The following is a 15,718-nucleotide window of genomic DNA, read 5'->3' as shown; positions in this document are numbered from 1 at the left end:
TGCCCCCTCCTTTTTTGCAACCTGGCTCCGCCTCAAACTAGGCGGCGGCGGCCACCGCCAGGAATATCTTAGCCTTTTCGATCTCCTGGCGCACCTCGGAATCCAATTCCGTCAGGGTTTGCCGGTTGACCCCCCAGGTACGGGCCAGAATCTTCAGGGCCTCCCGATCGGGATAGCGGTTGCCGGCCGACCCCAGGCCCAGCAGATTAACATAGGCGTCGGCCAGGGAGACCAGGCCGGTCAGGGCGGCCTTCTCCCCTTCGGGGCTCTCCCGCTCGGCCTCGACAATGCGATGATGACCGGCCAGCAGCTCCACCAGGCCGGGACTCAGTTGCCACTTTTCGCCGATCATCCGCCCCACCCGGCAGTGATCCAGGCCCAAAACCGCCACCTCGACCCGATCCAGGGGCACCCGCTTGGTGGCGGCCAGCTCCAGGATCCGGCCATACTCTTCCGGGAAGCAGGCGTTTAAAGGAATTTTGCCCAGATCGTGCAGCAGGCCGGCGACAAAAAACTCCTCCCGCTGCTGCCGGACGATGCCCCGCCGGGCCGCCAGGGACTTGGCGGTGACCCCCACTCCCAGGGAGTGGGTCCAGAACTGGTCCATATCCAGGGCGTGAAATGAATCGGTCCGGCCCAAACTGCCCAGAACGGCCGTACTCAGAGCCAGATTTTTAACGGTGTTGATGCCCAGCATGATGATGGCCCGGGTCAGGGAGCCGATCTGATTGGGCAGGGAGTAGTAGGCGGAATTGATCAGCCTGAGAACCTGGCCGGTGAGTACCGGATCCAGATAGATAACCCGATTGAGGTCATTGGGCGAAGTATCGGGCTGGTTGCAGATCTCCAACACCTTGGTGACGGTGGTGGGGAGACTCGGCATCCGATCGATAAATTCACGAATCAGCTTTTCCTGCCGCTCGCCGGCCACACACCCCCCTCGTCAGTGAACAGGGAGCAGGGCGGCAGAAACCGCAAAGCCCACCGCCGCGCCGCGGCTTATTCCACCGCCTGGCCCCCGTTAAAGGCAACCGCCTCCCGGTACTTTACCCCACTGCCGCCGAAAATGTCCAGGGCGCTGCCGATGGTGGCATCCAACCGGTCGCGTCCCAACTCACGGATACGATACATGTCGGCCATGGTTGCCACCCCGCCGGCATAGGTGGTGGGCAAGGGGGAATGCTGACCCAGCAGGTCCAGCAGATCCTCGGCCACCCCGGCGCACTTGCCCTCCACATCCACCGCGTGGATCAGGAACTCAGCGCAGTAGCGGGAGAAATAGTCCAGGGCGGCGGCATCCACCACCATCTCGGTAAACTTTTGCCAACGATCGGTGACCACCAGGTAGCGCCCGTCCCGCTTGCGGCAACTGAGATCAAGGACCAGCCGTTCCCGGCCCACGGAGCGCGCCAGGCGCTCCAGCCGTTCCTCCAGCACCCGGCCGTCACGAAAAACATAAGAGGTGACGATCACCGCCGCCGCCCCCCGCTCCAGCCATTCGGCAGCGTTGTCGGCGGTGATTCCGCCCCCGACCTGCAGCCCTCCGGGCCAGGCGGCCAGGGCCGAAGTCGCCGCCGCCCCATTACCCGGCCCCAGCATGATCACATGGCCACCCGTCAACCCGTCCCGCCGGTACATTTCGGCGTAATAGGCGGCGGGATGCTCGGAGGTAAAATTGGTGGTCAGGGCGTCCCGAGCGCTGTCGGACAGGGTGGAACCGACAATCTGCTTAACCCGACCGTCATGCAGATCGATACAGGGCCTAAACTTCATGGCCAGCCGGCTCAGCAGCCCTCTTTGACCATGAAGGTGATGGGGTCAAGCTGGAGGGCCCGACCGCCGCTCGCCCCACTGGTGGTGTCCTTGATGATATTGAGATCGATACATTCCGTGCCGGAGCCGGGCTGCAGCAGCACCACCGTGTCGAAAAGGTCATCCAGTTCGTGACAGGGGGCGGGCACCCCGGCGGGGCTGGTCCGCTCGTCGGTCCGATGACTCACCGCCGAAAACCAGAGTTGCAGGTCCATGGCCTGGGCCATCTCCTTGAGGTCGGCCAGCACCTGGTAGTCCACGGCGTTGAAGTCATAACCATCCACCACCACGCAGCCCGGCCGGATGATGTTCTGGTAGACCAGATCATTGAGCCGCTCTTCCAGCCGCGCCCGGTTGAAGGTGGACTCCTTGAAGGTCATGATCATCCGGTTGCGCATGATCTCGTCGTAGATTTCGTAAGGATTGTCCAGCTGGCAGCCGGCCACGATATCCTTGAAGATGTCATCATACCAGATCCGGGTCTTTTCCAGACTCTGGCCCACACTGACGTGCACCACCTGTTTACCGTGGAGCAGCGAATCAAGAGCGATCTGCACCAGCATGGCGGTTTTGCCCAACCCGGCCCGGGACATCACCAACCCCATACGCGAGTCAACTTTGCCCTCCACGGTGTTCAGATAGCGAATCGGATTTTTTTCTATCAAGTCCTGCTTAAGCATGGCGGCGGTCTCCTACTTTTTTTCCTTCTCTTTTTTGGCCTCGGCGATCAGCTGCTCGGAGACACCTTTGGGCACCGGACGATAGGCGGCAAACTCCATGGTAAACTCCGCCTTGCCCTGGGTCAAGGAGCGCAGGTCGGTGGAATAGCCAAACATCTCGGAAAGCGGCACCTCGGCCTCGATCACGGTGTAATCTTCCTCCTCGGTGGTGCCGATGATCATCCCCCGCCGCTGGTTGAGGCTACCCATGATCGAACCCTGGAACTCGGTGGGGCCTTCCGCCGCCACCTTCATGATCGGCTCCAGAATAACCGGCTTGGCCTTGAGGTAACCTTCGCGGAAGGCGCCGATGGAGGCCAGCTGGAAGGCGACATCGGAGGAATCCACCGAATGGGCCGCGCCGTCGTTGATCACGCAGCGCACCCCGGTGATCGGAGCGCCGATCAGCACCCCCTTCTCAATGGCCTTGTGGAAGCCCTTGTCGCAGGAGGAGATAAATTCCCGGGGAATTACCCCGCCGACCACCTTGTCGACGAACTCGTAATCGCCCTCCTCCAAGGGTTCCATGTAACCGCCAACCCTGGCGAACTGGCCGCTGCCGCCGGTCTGTTTCTTGTGGGTGTAGTTGAATTCGGCCCGCTGGGTGATCGCCTCCCGGTATGCCACCTGGGGCGCGCCGACCTCGACCAGGGCGCTGTACTCCCGCTTCATCCGCTCAATATAGACCTCCAGATGCAGCTCGCCCATGCCGGAGATGATGGTTTCGTTGGTTTCGGCATCGACAAAGGTCTTGAAGGTGGGATCTTCCTTGGTGAACCGGTTGAGGGCCTTGGACATGTTGACCTGGGCCTTGTTGTCGACGGGCTTGATCGCCAGCGAGATAACCGGATTGGGCACATGCATCGAACTCATCGAGTAGTTGACGGTCCCATCGGTGAAGGTGTCGCCAGAGGCGCAATCCACCCCGAAGAGGGCCACGATATCGCCGGCACCCGACTCCTCGATCTCCTCCATCTGGTCGGCGTGCATCCGGACCAGGCGGCCGATCTTGATCTTCTTGCCGGTGCGGACATTGACGATGGAATCACCCTTTTTCAGGGTGCCCTGGTAGGTCCGCAGATAGGTGAGCTGGCCGTAGCGGCCATCCTCCAGCTTGAAGGCCAGGGCCACGGTGGGATCCTTGGGGTCGTTACTCACCCGCATCTCGGCCTCGTCTTTGTCCAGATCGAGGGCGAAGTTATCGACTTCGGTGGGATTGGGCAGGTAGTAACCGACCCCGTCCAGCAAGGCCTGAACCCCCCGGTTTTTGTAGGCCGAACCCATCATTACCGGGGTCAACTCCAGGCGCAGAGTGCCCTTGCGAATGGCTTTGCGGATCATCTCCTCGGTGGGAGTGCCCTCCAGAACCGCTTCCATCAGCTCATCGGAGAACATCGAGGCGGCATCGAGCAGGGCCTCACGCTTCTCTTCCGCTTCATCTTTCAGGTTGTCGGGAATATCGGCCTCACGAATGATCTCACCGTTATCCCCCTCAAAGTAGAGGGCCTTCATGCTGACCAGGTCCACCACCCCGGCCAGATCGGCCTCCAGACCGATGGGCACCTGGATGGCCACGGCGTTGAGGTTGAGCTTGTCCCGCAACTGCTGGATAACCCGGTCGGGGTTGGCTCCGGTGCGATCACACTTGTTGATGAAGGCGATCCGGGGCACCCGGTAGCGGGTCATCTGGCGATTAACCGTAATACTCTGGGATTGGACCCCGCCCACCGAGCAAAGCACCAGGACGGCGCCATCCAGCACCCGGAGGGCCCGCTCCACCTCGATGGTGAAGTCGACGTGGCCGGGGGTGTCAATGATATTGATCGAGTATCCCTTCCAGTCGCAGTAAGTGGCGGCCGAAGCGATGGTGATCCCCCGTTCCCGCTCCAGCTCCATGGAGTCCATGGTGGCGCCGACGCCGTCCTTGCCTCGCACTTCATGGATGGCATGGATCCTCTGGGTGTAGAAGAGAATCCGTTCGGTCAGGGTGGTTTTGCCCGAGTCAATATGGGCGCTGATCCCGATATTCCGGGCTTTGGCCAGGTCTCTCATGGTGCTTTCCTCGTTTGATTCCGTTATCCGTTGTTCATGCGGTTTATGCTTGTCAGCCGGAAAAAAAGCGGCCCCGCAATTCGGAGCCGCCAGGCACAGCATTGTTGACGAAACAGGGACTTTTACCGTCGACCGGCGGAGTTGTCAAGAGTAAAAGGTAAAAAGGGAGGAAAGCCGACTCGTTAGCGGTCGCAGAGAAAAAAGGTCCGTCCCGCCGCAAGAGGGCGAAACGGACCTCGCATTACTGGTGCCGGGACCAGGATTCGAACCAGGGACACTCGGATTTTCAGTCCGATGCTCTACCGACTGAGCTATCCCGGCAAGTTGCTGAAAGTGAATGCGCTATTTATTGAAAAGAGGCCGCAATGTCAAGAAGTTTTACGAGTCCCCGCCAAACCCCTTCCGCGCCCCTGGCCCTAACCGGGGGGAGTGGGGACTATTTAAGCTCCTCGTCGTCCTCCAAACTAAGTCCCAAGTCGAGTTCCTCGTCATCGCTCTCCAGCCGGAGGCCCGAGTCGGAAATCTCCGGGGCCGGAGGAGGCTGCGGGGGCGCTGCCCCGGCAGCGGGCTGATCAAACAGTCCGGCAATATCCTCGATCTCACCGCCGCCGGACTGCTCCTGCCGCTCGCCATAAACCAGATCCATCAGGTCGGTGAGGCCATCGGCATCATCTTCCCGGCCCGACTCCTCGGCCGCCAGATCCGGTTCATCGCCCCCGGACTCCAGGCCCAGTTCCAGCTCGTCACCGCCGGGCTCCCAAGAGAGTTCCAGCTCATCGGCCCCAGGGGTTTCCAGGGTCAGCTCCAGTTCATCAGCCCCAGGGGGTTCGGCGGGGGCGGCGACCGCGTCCAGATCCAGTTCCTCAGCCGGGGGAGCCACAGACTCAGGGGAACGCTCGGCCCCCTCGGCGGCGGGAAGATTTCCCAAGTCAAACTCATCGCCGGATAGCTCTTCACCCAACTCCAGCTGGTCGCCAACGGCTGGCTCCTCCTCCAGGCCCAATTCAATGCCGGATGCCTCCAGGGAGAACTGATCTTCAGCGGCGGGCAGTTCCCCTAAGTCGAGCTCATCTCCGACGGACGCCTCCGTCTCCAAAGTCAATTCATCGGCGGCGGAGCCGGCGGCCGGAGCCGGCTCAAGTTCAGCGGGCTCGGCCCCCAACTCATCCAGGTCGAATTCATCGCTGGCCAGCTCCGCCGCCAGCCCCAAACCGCCGCCGGCATCTTCAGGGCTCAACTCAAGCCCCTCAGCACTGACCTCGCCTCCCAAATCAAACTCATCGGGTTCGCCAACTCCCAGAGGGGCAAATTGCCCCCCGGCATCATCCTCGATCACCGCGGCCGGCCGCAGAACCGCCACCAGAAAAGCCGGGGAGACCGCGCGGGAAACAGGACCTCCCAGGGCGGCGGCGACTTCAGCCAGGGAGCGGCCACATTTATCGCAGCTTTCTTCCCTGTCAAAGGAGATGTAACCACACTTGGGACAACGCATCGAATAACCCCCTCAATGCTTTTTTTATGCCACGCGGGGCGGGACCGACAAAAAAATGGAACCATGACAGCTTAGCCCAAAACCCGACGCTCGGTCAAGAAAATCGCTAACCGAAGGCTCCTCTTCGGCGGCGGGGTGACGGCCTCCTCTTTCCACGGTTGCAAAAGGTGGGCGCTCCGGCTATTTTGCCAGCGTTAGTCCCGGCCTGCACCAAAAACAAGGCCAGACCCAAGGAGCAACCATGCAAAAAATAATCTGTCGATCCCTGGCCGCGGCCCTGATTCTCCTGCTGCTGGGCCCGTTATCGGCCTGCGCGTCCCGGCAACACCAGGTCAGGCACCTGGCGTTCGACGTGGGCATCCTGAGCCCGGGGAACAGCGAACTGGAGGTCATGGCGATCATGGGTCCCCCGGATATTCGCCGTCCGGCCCCGGAAGGCGGGGAAGAATGGCTATACCTGGAAAGCCACCGGAGCCGGCTGGGCCGAGAAGAGTTTCACCTGGCCCGGGCCAACTTCCGCCAAGGCCGACTGGTCGAAGCCGTCTACCGGGCCCTGACCCGGGAAGAGTTCGGGGCCTACAACGAGCAACCGTGGCCAGGGCAATGAGAAACGGCTACGAAAAACTCCGGGCTCGCCTGGTTGAGGAGCAGCTTCTGCCCCGCGGGATCCATGACCCCGCCGTGCTGGCGGCCATGGCCGCCGTCCCTCGCCATCTCTTTGTGGAAGAGGCGCTGCGCCCCCAGGCCTATGGAGATTTCCCACTGCCCATCGGCGAGGGGCAGACCATCTCCCAGCCCTATATCGTGGCCCTGATGACCCAGTTGCTGGAGTTGACCAAGGAGGACCGGGTGCTGGAGATCGGCACCGGCTGCGGCTATCAGGCGGCGGTCCTGGCCGCCATCTGCCGTCAGGTTTATACGGTGGAGCGGATCAAACCCCTGCTGGCCCGGGCCCGGCGGACCTTCGACCGGCTGCAGCTTTTCAATATTCTCAGCAAGGCCGATGACGGCACGGAGGGTTGGGCGGAACACGCCCCCTTCGACAAGATCATCGTTACCGCCGGCGGACCCAGCATCCCCGCGCCCCTGACTGAGCAATTGGCCGACCCCGGGGTGCTGGTTATGCCGGTGGGCGACCGCGACCTCCAGGCCTTGACTGTCCTGCGTAAACAGGCTGGCGAGATCACCAGCCGGATCGAGGAGCGGGTCCGTTTCGTCAAGCTGCTGGGCGCCCACGGCTGGAAGACGGAATGAGCACTCCCGATAACGGCAAGGCTCCGGGCCTGCTGCGCCGGGCCTACGACCGCTGCCTGAGCTGGATGGCCCGGCCCGGCGGGGTTTGGGTGCTGTTCGGGGTGGCGGTGGCGGAATCCTCCTTTTTCCCGATCCCCCCCGATCTGTTTTTGATGGCCCTGGCCATGGCCATCCCGGCCAGGGCCTTCCGTTTTGCCCTGATCTGCACGGCGGGTTCGGTCCTGGGGGGGATCCTGGGCTACGGAATGGGCTACTTCTTCATGGACCTGATCGGCCACCAGATCCTGGCCTGGTACGGGCTGGTCGACCAATACACGGCGGTGCAGAGCCTCTACCGGCAGTACGACGGCTGGGCGGTGGGGGCCGCCGGCTTCACCCCCCTGCCCTACAAGCTCTTCACCCTGACCGCCGGGGCCTTCGAAATCAATTTCGCCACCTTCTGCCTGGCTTCCTTGCTCTCCCGCGGAGCGCGGTTCTTCCTGGTGGCGGCCTTTATCTACTACTTCGGCCCCCCCATTCGCACCTTCATCGAACGCTACTTCAACCTGCTGACCATCGTCTTCCTGCTGCTGCTGATCGGGGGCTTCATCGCCTTCAAGGCCCTGTAGCCCAGGGTCAACCCACCGCCGATTTACCCGGTACTCTGCATGGCGGCGGCGATGCCGTTGACGCTGAGGAAGAGGGCATCGCGCAGGGCCTCCCGCTCCTCGCCGCCCGAGGCGTGGAACCGGCCCAACAGTTCCACCTGTAACAGGTTGAGTACGTCGGCATAGGGGTTACGCAGTTCGATGGAGCGCTGCAGAACCGGATCGGCGTCCAAAAGTTCCCGTTCGCCGATCAACTGCAGCAGGGCGGTCCGGGCCGCCGCGAAATCATCACCGATCTGGCGGTGAAACTTGTCGCCGACCCCGGGGGCCAGCTCGGCATAGTGTTTAGCGATCTCCAGCCGGGCCCGGGCCAACTCCTGACGGGCGTTGTCCACCACCATCCGGAAAAAGGGCCACTCCTCGTACATCCGCCGCAGTCGCTCCCCGCCCCCCTCTTCCTGAAGCTGCAAAGCCAGGGCCGCCCCGGTACCGTACCAGCCCGGCACAATATAGCGGGTCTGGGTCCAGGCAAAGACCCAGGGAATGGCCCGCAGGCCATCCAGGTCCACCTCGCCGGCCGCTTTCCGGGAAACCGGCCGGGAAGCGATGGGCAGACGGCTGATCTGTTCAATGGGGGTGATTCTGGTGTACCAAGCCCAGAAGTCGGGAGCGCGGACCAGGTTGCGGTAGGCCTCCATCCCGGCGGTGGCCAGCCGCTCCATCACCACCGCGCCCCAGGCGGCCACCTCCCCCCCCTGGGTACCGCTTGCCGCTTTTCGATCAACGGCGACAGCACCGGCCCGCAGCATGGCGTTGACGATCTGCTCCAGATGGCGGCGGGCAATTTCGGGGAAGGCGTAACGGAAGGTGATCACCTCCCCCTGCTCGGTGAAGCGGATGCGCCCATTATGGACCACCGGCGGTAGAGCCATGATCGCCTGATTGGCCCGGCCGCCCCCCCGGCCCACCGAGCCGCCCCGACCATGGAACAGCCGCAATTCGATGCCGTACTCCCGACAGACCGAACCCAGCCGCTCCTGGGCCCGGTGCAGGGCCCAGTTGGCCATCCAGTAGCCGCCATCCTTGTTGCTGTCGGAATAACCCAGCATCACCTCCTGGAAATCCCCACGGGCCGCCAGGTGGGCGCGGTAAACCGGGTTGGCAAACATGCCGCGCAGTAACTGTTCGGCCAGCCCCAGATCCTCGATGGTTTCAAAGAGGGGCACCAGATCCAGGCTGCTGACCACCATCCCCGCCCGCCGCGACCAGATCCCCGCCTCCTTGGCCAGCAGCATCACCTCCAGCAGATCACTGACCGCGTGGGTCATGCTGATGATATAGCTGCCCATGGCCGCCGGATCATGGCCTTGCAACTCCCCGATCAGCAAAAAGCTCTCCAGCAGTTCCCGGATCTCGGCCGGCAGTTCGCAGCCCCGGGGCAACAGGGGGCGCGGATTGGCCAGCTCGGCCGCCAGCAATTCCAGGCGACTTTTTTCATCCAGGGCACTGTAGTCGCCGGTTACCCCAGCCAGCCGCAACAGGGTGGCCACCCCCTCCTCGTGTACCCTGCTGTGCTGACGAAAATCCAAGGCCACCAGATGAAATCCGAAGGTCCGCACCTGGATCAGCAAACGCCCCAGGCGACCATGGCTTACCAGTCGCCCGAAACCGCTCTCCTTAAGGCTCTCGGCCAGCAGATGCAGATCCGCCAACAGGGCCGGGCTGTCATAAGCGTCGGCCCCGGAAGCGGGCAAATGATGCTCCTCGGCCTGCCGCTGAAGTTGCTGCAGACGAACCATCATATAGCTGATTTTCAGGCGATAGGGCTCATAGCGGTAGTGGCGGCTGCGGTTTTCATCCAGGGACAAGCGGGCGGCATCCTCCTCGATTGAGCGCAGCAGAGCCACCGGCGGATGCTGGCGGCCGGAAAGACTCAACTCCCGGCGCAACTCCCGCAGCTCCTCCTGGTAGAGCCGCAACACCACCCGTCGCTGATAAAACCAGGTTCGGCGGGTAACCTGGGCGGTAACAAAGGGGTTGCCATCCCGATCGCTGCCGATCCAGGAGCGGAAACGCAGGATGGCGGGCAGGACTGCGGGGGCCTCTCCGTAGTGCCGCTGGAGGGCGGCGCGCAGGTCCTGGTAAATTCTGGGGATGGTGTTCCAGATGGCGTTGCGCACAAAATAGAGGCCGCTCTCCACCTCATCATCCACCGTGGGACGGACCATCCGGATATCATCGGTGGCAAGCAGCAGGCTGATCTGGTTGGCAATCTCGGTGAGAATCTCTTCCCGCTCCTCGGCCGGGGCCTCTTCCGCTCCCAAACGGTCCAGCAGAGCGGCGATCCTCTTCTGCTTATAGAGGATGCTGCGGCGGCGGGCCTCGGTGGGGTGGGCGGTGAGGGTGGGTTGGATATCGAGCCGGGAGACCAGCTCCAGCACCTGGGGCAGGGTCAAACCCTGTTCCTTGAGGACGGCCACCGCCTCCTCGATCGATTCACGGGGAGGGCCGCCCTGCTCGCCCAAAGCGCCGGCCCGGCGGCGCGATCGGGTGATCTCCATCTGCTCCACCTTGTTAACCAGGTGAAAGAAGACGGTATAGGCCTGCAGCACCTGCACAATCTCGCGGCAATCGAGATCGGCAAGCAGCCGGGCCACCCGCAGGCGCAGCTCCGGTCGATTTTCCCGGATGGCCCGGCGGCAGAGCAGACGCAACTCTTCCACCCGAGCCAGGATCTCCTCCCCCCGTAACTCCCGGATAATCCGGCCCAGGACACTACCCAGCAGCCTGACCTGGCTGGAAAGTGAACCCAAAGCGCCCGACTCCGGAACCCCAAGCTCGTCTAGAAGAAAACCGGTGGAGGGGGTCATGGCTCGGCAACTTCCGTTGCAAGGCACTGGCGGGCGCACATCTTGATCGCCTCGGCCAGGGCGGGGCTGAGGGGGGCCCGCAGCACCAGCAATTCGGCCTTTTCACCGGCCTCATCCATCCGAAAAAGCTCCGGGCACAACTCGACGCACCCCCCGCAACCATTACACCCGTGGGTATCAAGAACAATAGTAAACAGCGGATCAGTCATAAACAATCCTAACAAGATTTAGAAAGTTGCCGACGGAAGAACCCGCCGACTAATGGCAGCGAATACAGGTGGCGCCGCCGGAGGCCTTGCGCAACCTGTCGGCCTGGGTGGCACTCCAACTGGAACCATGGGGGTTGACCCCGGCCGGGCCGCTTTTGGCGCTGTGGCACTGGATGCAGGTGTCGCCGCTGGGGTGACAGGCCTGGCAGGTTTGCAGGTTGCGCCGGGCCTCCCGGGCATGCTCCCGTCCCCAGGCATGCATGCTGGGGGCCACGGTACCGGAACGGTGGCAATCATCGCAACGCTCCAGTGAACCCGACCCGCGATAATCCTGGTGGATGGCGGCAATATCGGCACTGTCGAGGCCAAGCCCGAAGACCCGGCGGTGGGAGGGGCTGGCGGCCCGGCCAAGATGGCTGGTACGACTTCTGAAATCACTGTGGCAGGCATTACAGGAGGCCGGCTCGTGGCAGCTGGCACAGAGCCGGGGATTGGTCCGGGCCGCCACCGGATGGGTAACCCGAAAATCTCCGCGATGGACATTGAGCAGACTGCCGCCGAACTTGCCCATCTCCTGGGCCGGCCCCTGCACGTGACACTCCAGGCAGTAGTTTTGCTGGTGGCAGCCGGCGCAATCAAGTTGACGATTTTTGGCGAAGGGCCCGTGATTGAAGCCCCAGAGGGGACCGTGGGTGTTGACCATTCCGGGAAATTTAACCTGCTCGGTAAACTCAGGATCGTGACACTGGTTGCAGGAGCGCGGCTCGGGGGTGACGGTGGGGCTGTCCGGCAGGTGACAGGTGGTACAGGGCGAACCGGCGAAAACCAGGTAACGATGTTGATCGTGGTCAAAGGTGAACTGGTAGTCCTCGGTCTGGGCAAAAGCGGTCAACGGCAGCAGCCACAGCAGGGCAAAGAAGAGACTCGGCATGGACAACTTTATCACGATCACAGCTGCGATCCTCTTAAAAAGTGGCGTTCAGGCGCAAGGTCGCGCGGTTTTGGTAACCCCAGTAGCCACTGCTTTCACTCCGTTCCAGCCGGGTCAGCAGATCCAGATTTTGCCGCAAGCGGGCGGTAAGGTCCACCCAGAAACGGGTACTGTAGGTATTGTCCTCGAACTCATCCAACCGCCGCTCCAGGACGTCGATCTCCGCGCCCATGCCCCCCTGCAGCCTGGGGTTAAAGAGCCAGGCGACCCGAACCCGGGTGCCCTGCAGATCCTGCCCTTCGCCGGCATGCCGCCAGACGCCGCTCAGATAGCCGGAAAAGCGGGCGGTGCGAATCTTTTCGATCCCGGCTTCAACGACATCGGCATCATCAAACTCCTCGTAGATCTCCCGGGCATAACGGACAAAGCCGCGCAGGCCGGAACCGAGATAGTAATTAAGTTCGGCCATCGCCTCCTGGTATTTGCTGACCGCAAACACCGAATAGATCGAACTGGCCGAAAAGACCGGCAGGGAATAAAGATATTCGGCCCGGAGCCCCCAGCGATCGCTGCGGTGGTAATTGCCCCCCAACAGGCCGTAGCTGACCCGATCGGAGAGGCGGTCGTACTGGAGATCACCATAGAGATTGAGCATCCGCCGGAAGCCGTAGTCGAAATCGGCCCCCAGCAGCTCGGTGGCAAGGTCGCCATCCTCCTGGCGCCGGGCGTAGGAGATGCCGGCCACCAGCGCCTCATCGTTGAAACGGCCCCGGATCTCGCCGCCCATGATGGTGTCCTTGGCGGAATAGCCGGTATAGAAGGCGACATCCCCACCCCCGAACAGGCTGAAGGTGAAAGGGCCACCCGGGGCATAATCCACGGTCAGGCCATCGAGCAGGGAGGCTCCGGCGGTGACGGCGATAAACTGGCGACCCAGGCGAAAATCGATCCGGTCGAACACCCCCTGCTGCTGATAATAGGCATAGTAGAGGCGGGAATCGACATAGTCATCCTCGTTTTTCAGATCGGTGCCCAGCCGGCCATAAGCGTGAAAGCTGTACTGCTCCTCCAGCTCCTGGTCAAAGTGGCGGAGATTGAGCAACAGGTACTGATAAACCGGGACCACATCTTCCCGCTGGCTCTCATGGCGCCACTGGATTTCACTGGAGGAGCGCCCGGAAAGATTCCACCCCGGCGTCGCTTCCTGGATATAGATCAGGGCATCATCAGCCTGGGCCGGCAGGGCAAAGAACAGGAGGAGACAGGCGGTTAAAAGCGGTCGGTTGCGCATGGAGATGGTCAAGGCCTTATGGAGATGGAATCAGCACCTGCCCGCGCAACTCCCCGGGCACATTACGGCGGGTATGGATATCGGCGAAGATCCGGCCGGCCCGGATGGCGGTCAGCAGATCGGTCAGCTCTTTGTGGGCCAGGGCCCCGGTAAGATTTTCCGCCCGGATCACCCCCTCTTGCAAAATTCCGGAAAAGCGGCCTTCCAACACCTCCCGCCGGCGGCCGTCATCGGGCCAGAGCCAGACCACCAGCGAACCGTAACGATCCTCCGCCGTACCCAGATGGAGATGGGACATGAAGGCGTCTTCCAGGTCGCTTACCTCGATTCTGTAGGCCAAGCCCCCCCCTCCTTCCACCAGCGTGAATTCCACCCGGCCCCGGGCCTCGGTTTCCACCGGCCGCACCCCAAGGGTGTCGGCAACCAGTTCGGCCACAAAATCCACTTGGGCGGCGGAGCCGGCAGCGGCGGGAGCGGTGGGCCTATCCTTGCCGGCCAGGGCCACCAGGCCACCTCCGGCCAGCAGCGCCGCCAAAAAAGCGACCAGGGACAAAAAACGGTAGAAACTCATCACTCACCTCCACATAGTTGGCGGGCAGCCAGGGCTTTCGCCTCCCGGGGATCGCCAGTCAGGGCTCGTTCGATATGGACCGCGGCCGCCTGACACTGCTGCCGATGGGCCAGAGCCAGCGCGGCCAGACCATGGGCGGCGGCCAGATCGGGCGCCAATTCCAGGCTGCGCCGGGCGGTGGCCAGGGCCTGCTCATAATCGCCGATCTGCAGGAAGCGCTGGCCCAACCGCAGGTTGCGCTGAGCCACTGCGGTCTCCGCCCGGGGGTCCACCGCCTGGGGATTCAGGCGCCGCTCCAGTTCAGCCGCGTCGATCTCCCCCAGGGTGTGCAAAATCCTGGCCTTGACCCGGGCGCAGAAGTTGATCTGGCGGAAAGGCTGGTAGGCGGTGAGCAGCCCGGCGCCATCGGTCACCCCCACCACCGGAAAAAGACGAACCCCAAACTTGCCGTAGAGGGCGTTGCCCTGATCGATCAGGACCGGCCCGGCGAAGGAGGTCTCCGCCACCATCGCCCGCACCTCGGCCAAGGGATAGCGATCGGAGACCAGGCCCACCCAGTGGACCGAATAGTCGGCCAACTCTTCGGCGCACCGACCCATATCATCAAGGCCCCGGTGGGAAGACCCATTGGCCGGACTGAAAAAGATGAAAACATTGGCCCCCTGTTTGTCGTCCAACAGAGGAGCCTCTCCGCCGGCGATGGTGGGCAGGACCACGTTTTCGATCACATCCACCCCCACCTCGAGATTGTAAAAGGCGGCACCCTCATCGGGCCAGGCCAACTGCGGCAGCAGCAAAAGCATCCCGATGACCAGCCCACCGATCGCCGACCGGCCCAAATCGTTGCACCGGGGCCGCACCGTGGGCATCTCCCCGCTACTTCTTGGTGTAGTCATAGCTCAGGGTCTGGTGGCAGGTGCGGGCGCAGGAACCGCCGGTGTCGGTCTTGGTGTAGTTGATGGGGAGCATCCAGTTGCGGGGGCCAAAGGGGACGGCGTCGCGGATCTGGTGCGGGTTTTCCGAGGCGTGCACTTCATGGCAGGCTCGGCAGGTCCGGCCACGATCGGGCTTATTGACGTGGAGATAGTGCAGGTTGCGGGAACCGTCCCGGAAGCGGGTGGTGGTGGTGGTTTCCGGATCGGTCATATTGGCGTCGTTGTGGCAGCGGAAGCAGAGGGCGTAATTATCCGGGTCGTAGGGGGCGTAAAAGCGGGCCGGGTAATCGGCCACCAGCAGGGCGTAGTGTTCTCCCCCATGGGTCAGGTGGCAGGCGCTGCAATCCTTGCCCTCAATCGGCCCATGATGATAGGGGTTCTGGGCCAACAGAGAGGAGAAGTTGGTCAGCAGGCGGCCATCAGAGGCAACCTTTTTGTCCTCGCTGTGACAGGAGACACAGAGATCGAAAGGGAGAGCGGTGAGCAGATGCTGGACATCGGAGGCATGGGGGGTGTGGCAGTTCAGACAGTTGGTCTCGTCGATCACCGCGTCATGCTGCACCCTGGCCCCGGCGATGACCTGCTGAATATTGTCATGGCAACTCAGGCAGAGGTTTTTGGGCTGATCGATCAACAGGCTAACGTTGGTTGAATTGTGGGGGTTATGGCAGCCGGAGCAACCCATCATCACCGGCGCGTGTACCACCTGACTATGCTGGACCGCTTCCTCCAGATCATAATGGCAGGAGGCGCAGAGGGCTCCCTCCTCTTCCGTGATTTTGCCGGGGCTGCCGGCAACAGGGACGCTGGGATCATGGCAGATCGCGCATTGCCCGCTGTTATAGGGAGCATGAAAAGAGACCGCCTGGGAATCGGCCACCGGCCCCAGGGCGCCATTGGCGGCACTGCCGTTAACCGTGGCCAGCAACACACAACCGCCAGTCAGAACCAGCACCAAAGAAAAAATGGCGGCAAAGGAGCGAATATTGGGCATG

General features: G+C 62.6%; 15 protein-coding genes and 1 tRNA gene. 3 read left to right on the top strand and 13 right to left on the bottom strand.

Annotated features, from left to right (window positions below; all coding sequences use genetic code 11):
• Positions 1-37 precede the first annotated feature (37 nt).
• The 6 genes from ACHHRT_RS05705 to ACHHRT_RS05680 form a co-directional block, all read right to left on the bottom strand.
• Entirely contained in the window at positions 38-931 is an 894-nt protein-coding gene (locus tag ACHHRT_RS05705) for an HDOD domain-containing protein (RefSeq protein ID WP_395498605.1), read from the bottom strand.
• Positions 932-999: 68 nt separating this feature from the next.
• Positions 1,000-1,773, bottom strand: a complete 774-nt coding sequence (gene hisA / locus ACHHRT_RS05700) for a phosphoribosylformimino-5-aminoimidazole carboxamide ribotide isomerase (protein WP_395498603.1) — start codon at positions 1,771-1,773, stop codon at positions 1,000-1,002.
• Between the two features lie 11 nt (positions 1,774-1,784).
• Positions 1,785-2,492, bottom strand: a complete 708-nt coding sequence (locus ACHHRT_RS05695; RefSeq protein WP_395498601.1) for a hypothetical protein — start codon at positions 2,490-2,492, stop codon at positions 1,785-1,787.
• Positions 2,493-2,504: 12 nt separating this feature from the next.
• A complete protein-coding gene (gene fusA, locus ACHHRT_RS05690) occupies positions 2,505-4,583 on the bottom strand; it encodes an elongation factor G (protein ID WP_395498599.1) in 2,079 nt (692 codons plus the stop codon).
• A 245-nt stretch (positions 4,584-4,828) separates the two neighbouring features.
• A tRNA-Phe gene (locus ACHHRT_RS05685) sits at positions 4,829-4,904 on the bottom strand.
• A gap of 115 nt (positions 4,905-5,019) precedes the next feature.
• Complete coding sequence (locus tag ACHHRT_RS05680) at positions 5,020-6,075, bottom strand: hypothetical protein (protein WP_395498597.1); 1,056 nt, start codon at positions 6,073-6,075, stop codon at positions 5,020-5,022.
• Positions 6,076-6,316: 241 nt separating this feature from the next.
• Between ACHHRT_RS05680 and ACHHRT_RS05675 the strand changes: the two genes are divergently transcribed.
• From ACHHRT_RS05675 to ACHHRT_RS05665, 3 genes are read left to right on the top strand one after another with little or no spacing between them, the layout of a single operon-like run.
• On the top strand, positions 6,317-6,682 hold the full coding sequence (locus tag ACHHRT_RS05675) for a hypothetical protein (RefSeq protein WP_395498595.1): 366 nt from the start codon (positions 6,317-6,319) through the stop codon (positions 6,680-6,682).
• A complete protein-coding gene (locus ACHHRT_RS05670) occupies positions 6,679-7,329 on the top strand; it encodes a protein-L-isoaspartate(D-aspartate) O-methyltransferase (RefSeq protein WP_395498593.1) in 651 nt (216 codons plus the stop codon). The genes ACHHRT_RS05675 and ACHHRT_RS05670 overlap by 4 nt, the downstream gene beginning before the upstream one ends.
• On the top strand, positions 7,326-7,937 hold the full coding sequence (locus ACHHRT_RS05665; protein ID WP_395498591.1) for a YqaA family protein: 612 nt from the start codon (positions 7,326-7,328) through the stop codon (positions 7,935-7,937). The genes ACHHRT_RS05670 and ACHHRT_RS05665 overlap by 4 nt, the downstream gene beginning before the upstream one ends.
• A gap of 23 nt (positions 7,938-7,960) precedes the next feature.
• Here the strand turns inward: ACHHRT_RS05665 and ppc are convergent, their stop codons facing one another.
• From ppc to ACHHRT_RS05630, 7 genes are read right to left on the bottom strand one after another with little or no spacing between them, the layout of a single operon-like run.
• Positions 7,961-10,786 (bottom strand): phosphoenolpyruvate carboxylase, encoded by a 2,826-nt coding sequence (gene ppc, locus ACHHRT_RS05660; protein WP_395498589.1) that lies wholly within the window; start codon positions 10,784-10,786, stop codon positions 7,961-7,963.
• Complete coding sequence (locus ACHHRT_RS05655) at positions 10,783-10,995, bottom strand: ferredoxin (RefSeq protein WP_395498587.1); 213 nt, start codon at positions 10,993-10,995, stop codon at positions 10,783-10,785. The genes ppc and ACHHRT_RS05655 overlap by 4 nt, the downstream gene beginning before the upstream one ends.
• A gap of 49 nt (positions 10,996-11,044) precedes the next feature.
• Positions 11,045-11,926 (bottom strand): cytochrome c3 family protein, encoded by an 882-nt coding sequence (locus tag ACHHRT_RS05650; protein ID WP_395498585.1) that lies wholly within the window; start codon positions 11,924-11,926, stop codon positions 11,045-11,047.
• Positions 11,927-11,960: 34 nt separating this feature from the next.
• A complete protein-coding gene (locus ACHHRT_RS05645) occupies positions 11,961-13,229 on the bottom strand; it encodes a hypothetical protein (protein ID WP_395498583.1) in 1,269 nt (422 codons plus the stop codon).
• Between the two features lie 4 nt (positions 13,230-13,233).
• The gene (locus ACHHRT_RS05640) at positions 13,234-13,788 is read right to left on the bottom strand and encodes a CHRD domain-containing protein (protein WP_395498581.1); all 555 of its coding nucleotides are present in this window, start codon (positions 13,786-13,788) and stop codon (positions 13,234-13,236) included.
• Complete coding sequence (locus ACHHRT_RS05635) at positions 13,788-14,684, bottom strand: hypothetical protein (protein WP_395498579.1); 897 nt, start codon at positions 14,682-14,684, stop codon at positions 13,788-13,790. Before ACHHRT_RS05635 ends, ACHHRT_RS05640 begins: the two co-directional genes overlap by 1 nt.
• A complete protein-coding gene (locus tag ACHHRT_RS05630) occupies positions 14,665-15,717 on the bottom strand; it encodes a cytochrome c3 family protein (RefSeq protein ID WP_395498577.1) in 1,053 nt (350 codons plus the stop codon). The genes ACHHRT_RS05635 and ACHHRT_RS05630 overlap by 20 nt, the downstream gene beginning before the upstream one ends.
• Position 15,718: the final 1 nt, after the last annotated feature.

This window comes from Desulfurivibrio modestus (genome assembly GCF_044068625.1).
Classification (GTDB): Bacteria; Desulfobacterota; Desulfobulbia; order Desulfobulbales; family Desulfurivibrionaceae; genus Desulfurivibrio.
Note: the sequence above shows the minus strand (reverse complement) of the source record. Positions and strands in the feature narration are given on the sequence as shown.

Coding starts and splice junctions, on each gene's coding strand:
- hisA (WP_395498603.1), bottom strand. CDS start 1,773: ATGAAGTTTAGGCCCTGTATCGATCTGCATGACGGTCGGGTTAAGCAG.
- ACHHRT_RS05695 (WP_395498601.1), bottom strand. CDS start 2,492: ATGCTTAAGCAGGACTTGATAGAAAAAAATCCGATTCGCTATCTGAAC.
- fusA (WP_395498599.1), bottom strand. CDS start 4,583: ATGAGAGACCTGGCCAAAGCCCGGAATATCGGGATCAGCGCCCATATT.
- ACHHRT_RS05680 (WP_395498597.1), bottom strand. CDS start 6,075: ATGCGTTGTCCCAAGTGTGGTTACATCTCCTTTGACAGGGAAGAAAGC.
- ACHHRT_RS05675 (WP_395498595.1), top strand. CDS start 6,317: ATGCAAAAAATAATCTGTCGATCCCTGGCCGCGGCCCTGATTCTCCTG.
- ACHHRT_RS05670 (WP_395498593.1), top strand. CDS start 6,679: ATGAGAAACGGCTACGAAAAACTCCGGGCTCGCCTGGTTGAGGAGCAG.
- ACHHRT_RS05665 (WP_395498591.1), top strand. CDS start 7,326: ATGAGCACTCCCGATAACGGCAAGGCTCCGGGCCTGCTGCGCCGGGCC.
- ppc (WP_395498589.1), bottom strand. CDS start 10,786: ATGACCCCCTCCACCGGTTTTCTTCTAGACGAGCTTGGGGTTCCGGAG.
- ACHHRT_RS05655 (WP_395498587.1), bottom strand. CDS start 10,995: ATGACTGATCCGCTGTTTACTATTGTTCTTGATACCCACGGGTGTAAT.
- ACHHRT_RS05650 (WP_395498585.1), bottom strand. CDS start 11,926: ATGCCGAGTCTCTTCTTTGCCCTGCTGTGGCTGCTGCCGTTGACCGCT.
- ACHHRT_RS05640 (WP_395498581.1), bottom strand. CDS start 13,788: ATGAGTTTCTACCGTTTTTTGTCCCTGGTCGCTTTTTTGGCGGCGCTG.
- ACHHRT_RS05635 (WP_395498579.1), bottom strand. CDS start 14,684: ATGACTACACCAAGAAGTAGCGGGGAGATGCCCACGGTGCGGCCCCGG.
- ACHHRT_RS05630 (WP_395498577.1), bottom strand. CDS start 15,717: ATGCCCAATATTCGCTCCTTTGCCGCCATTTTTTCTTTGGTGCTGGTT.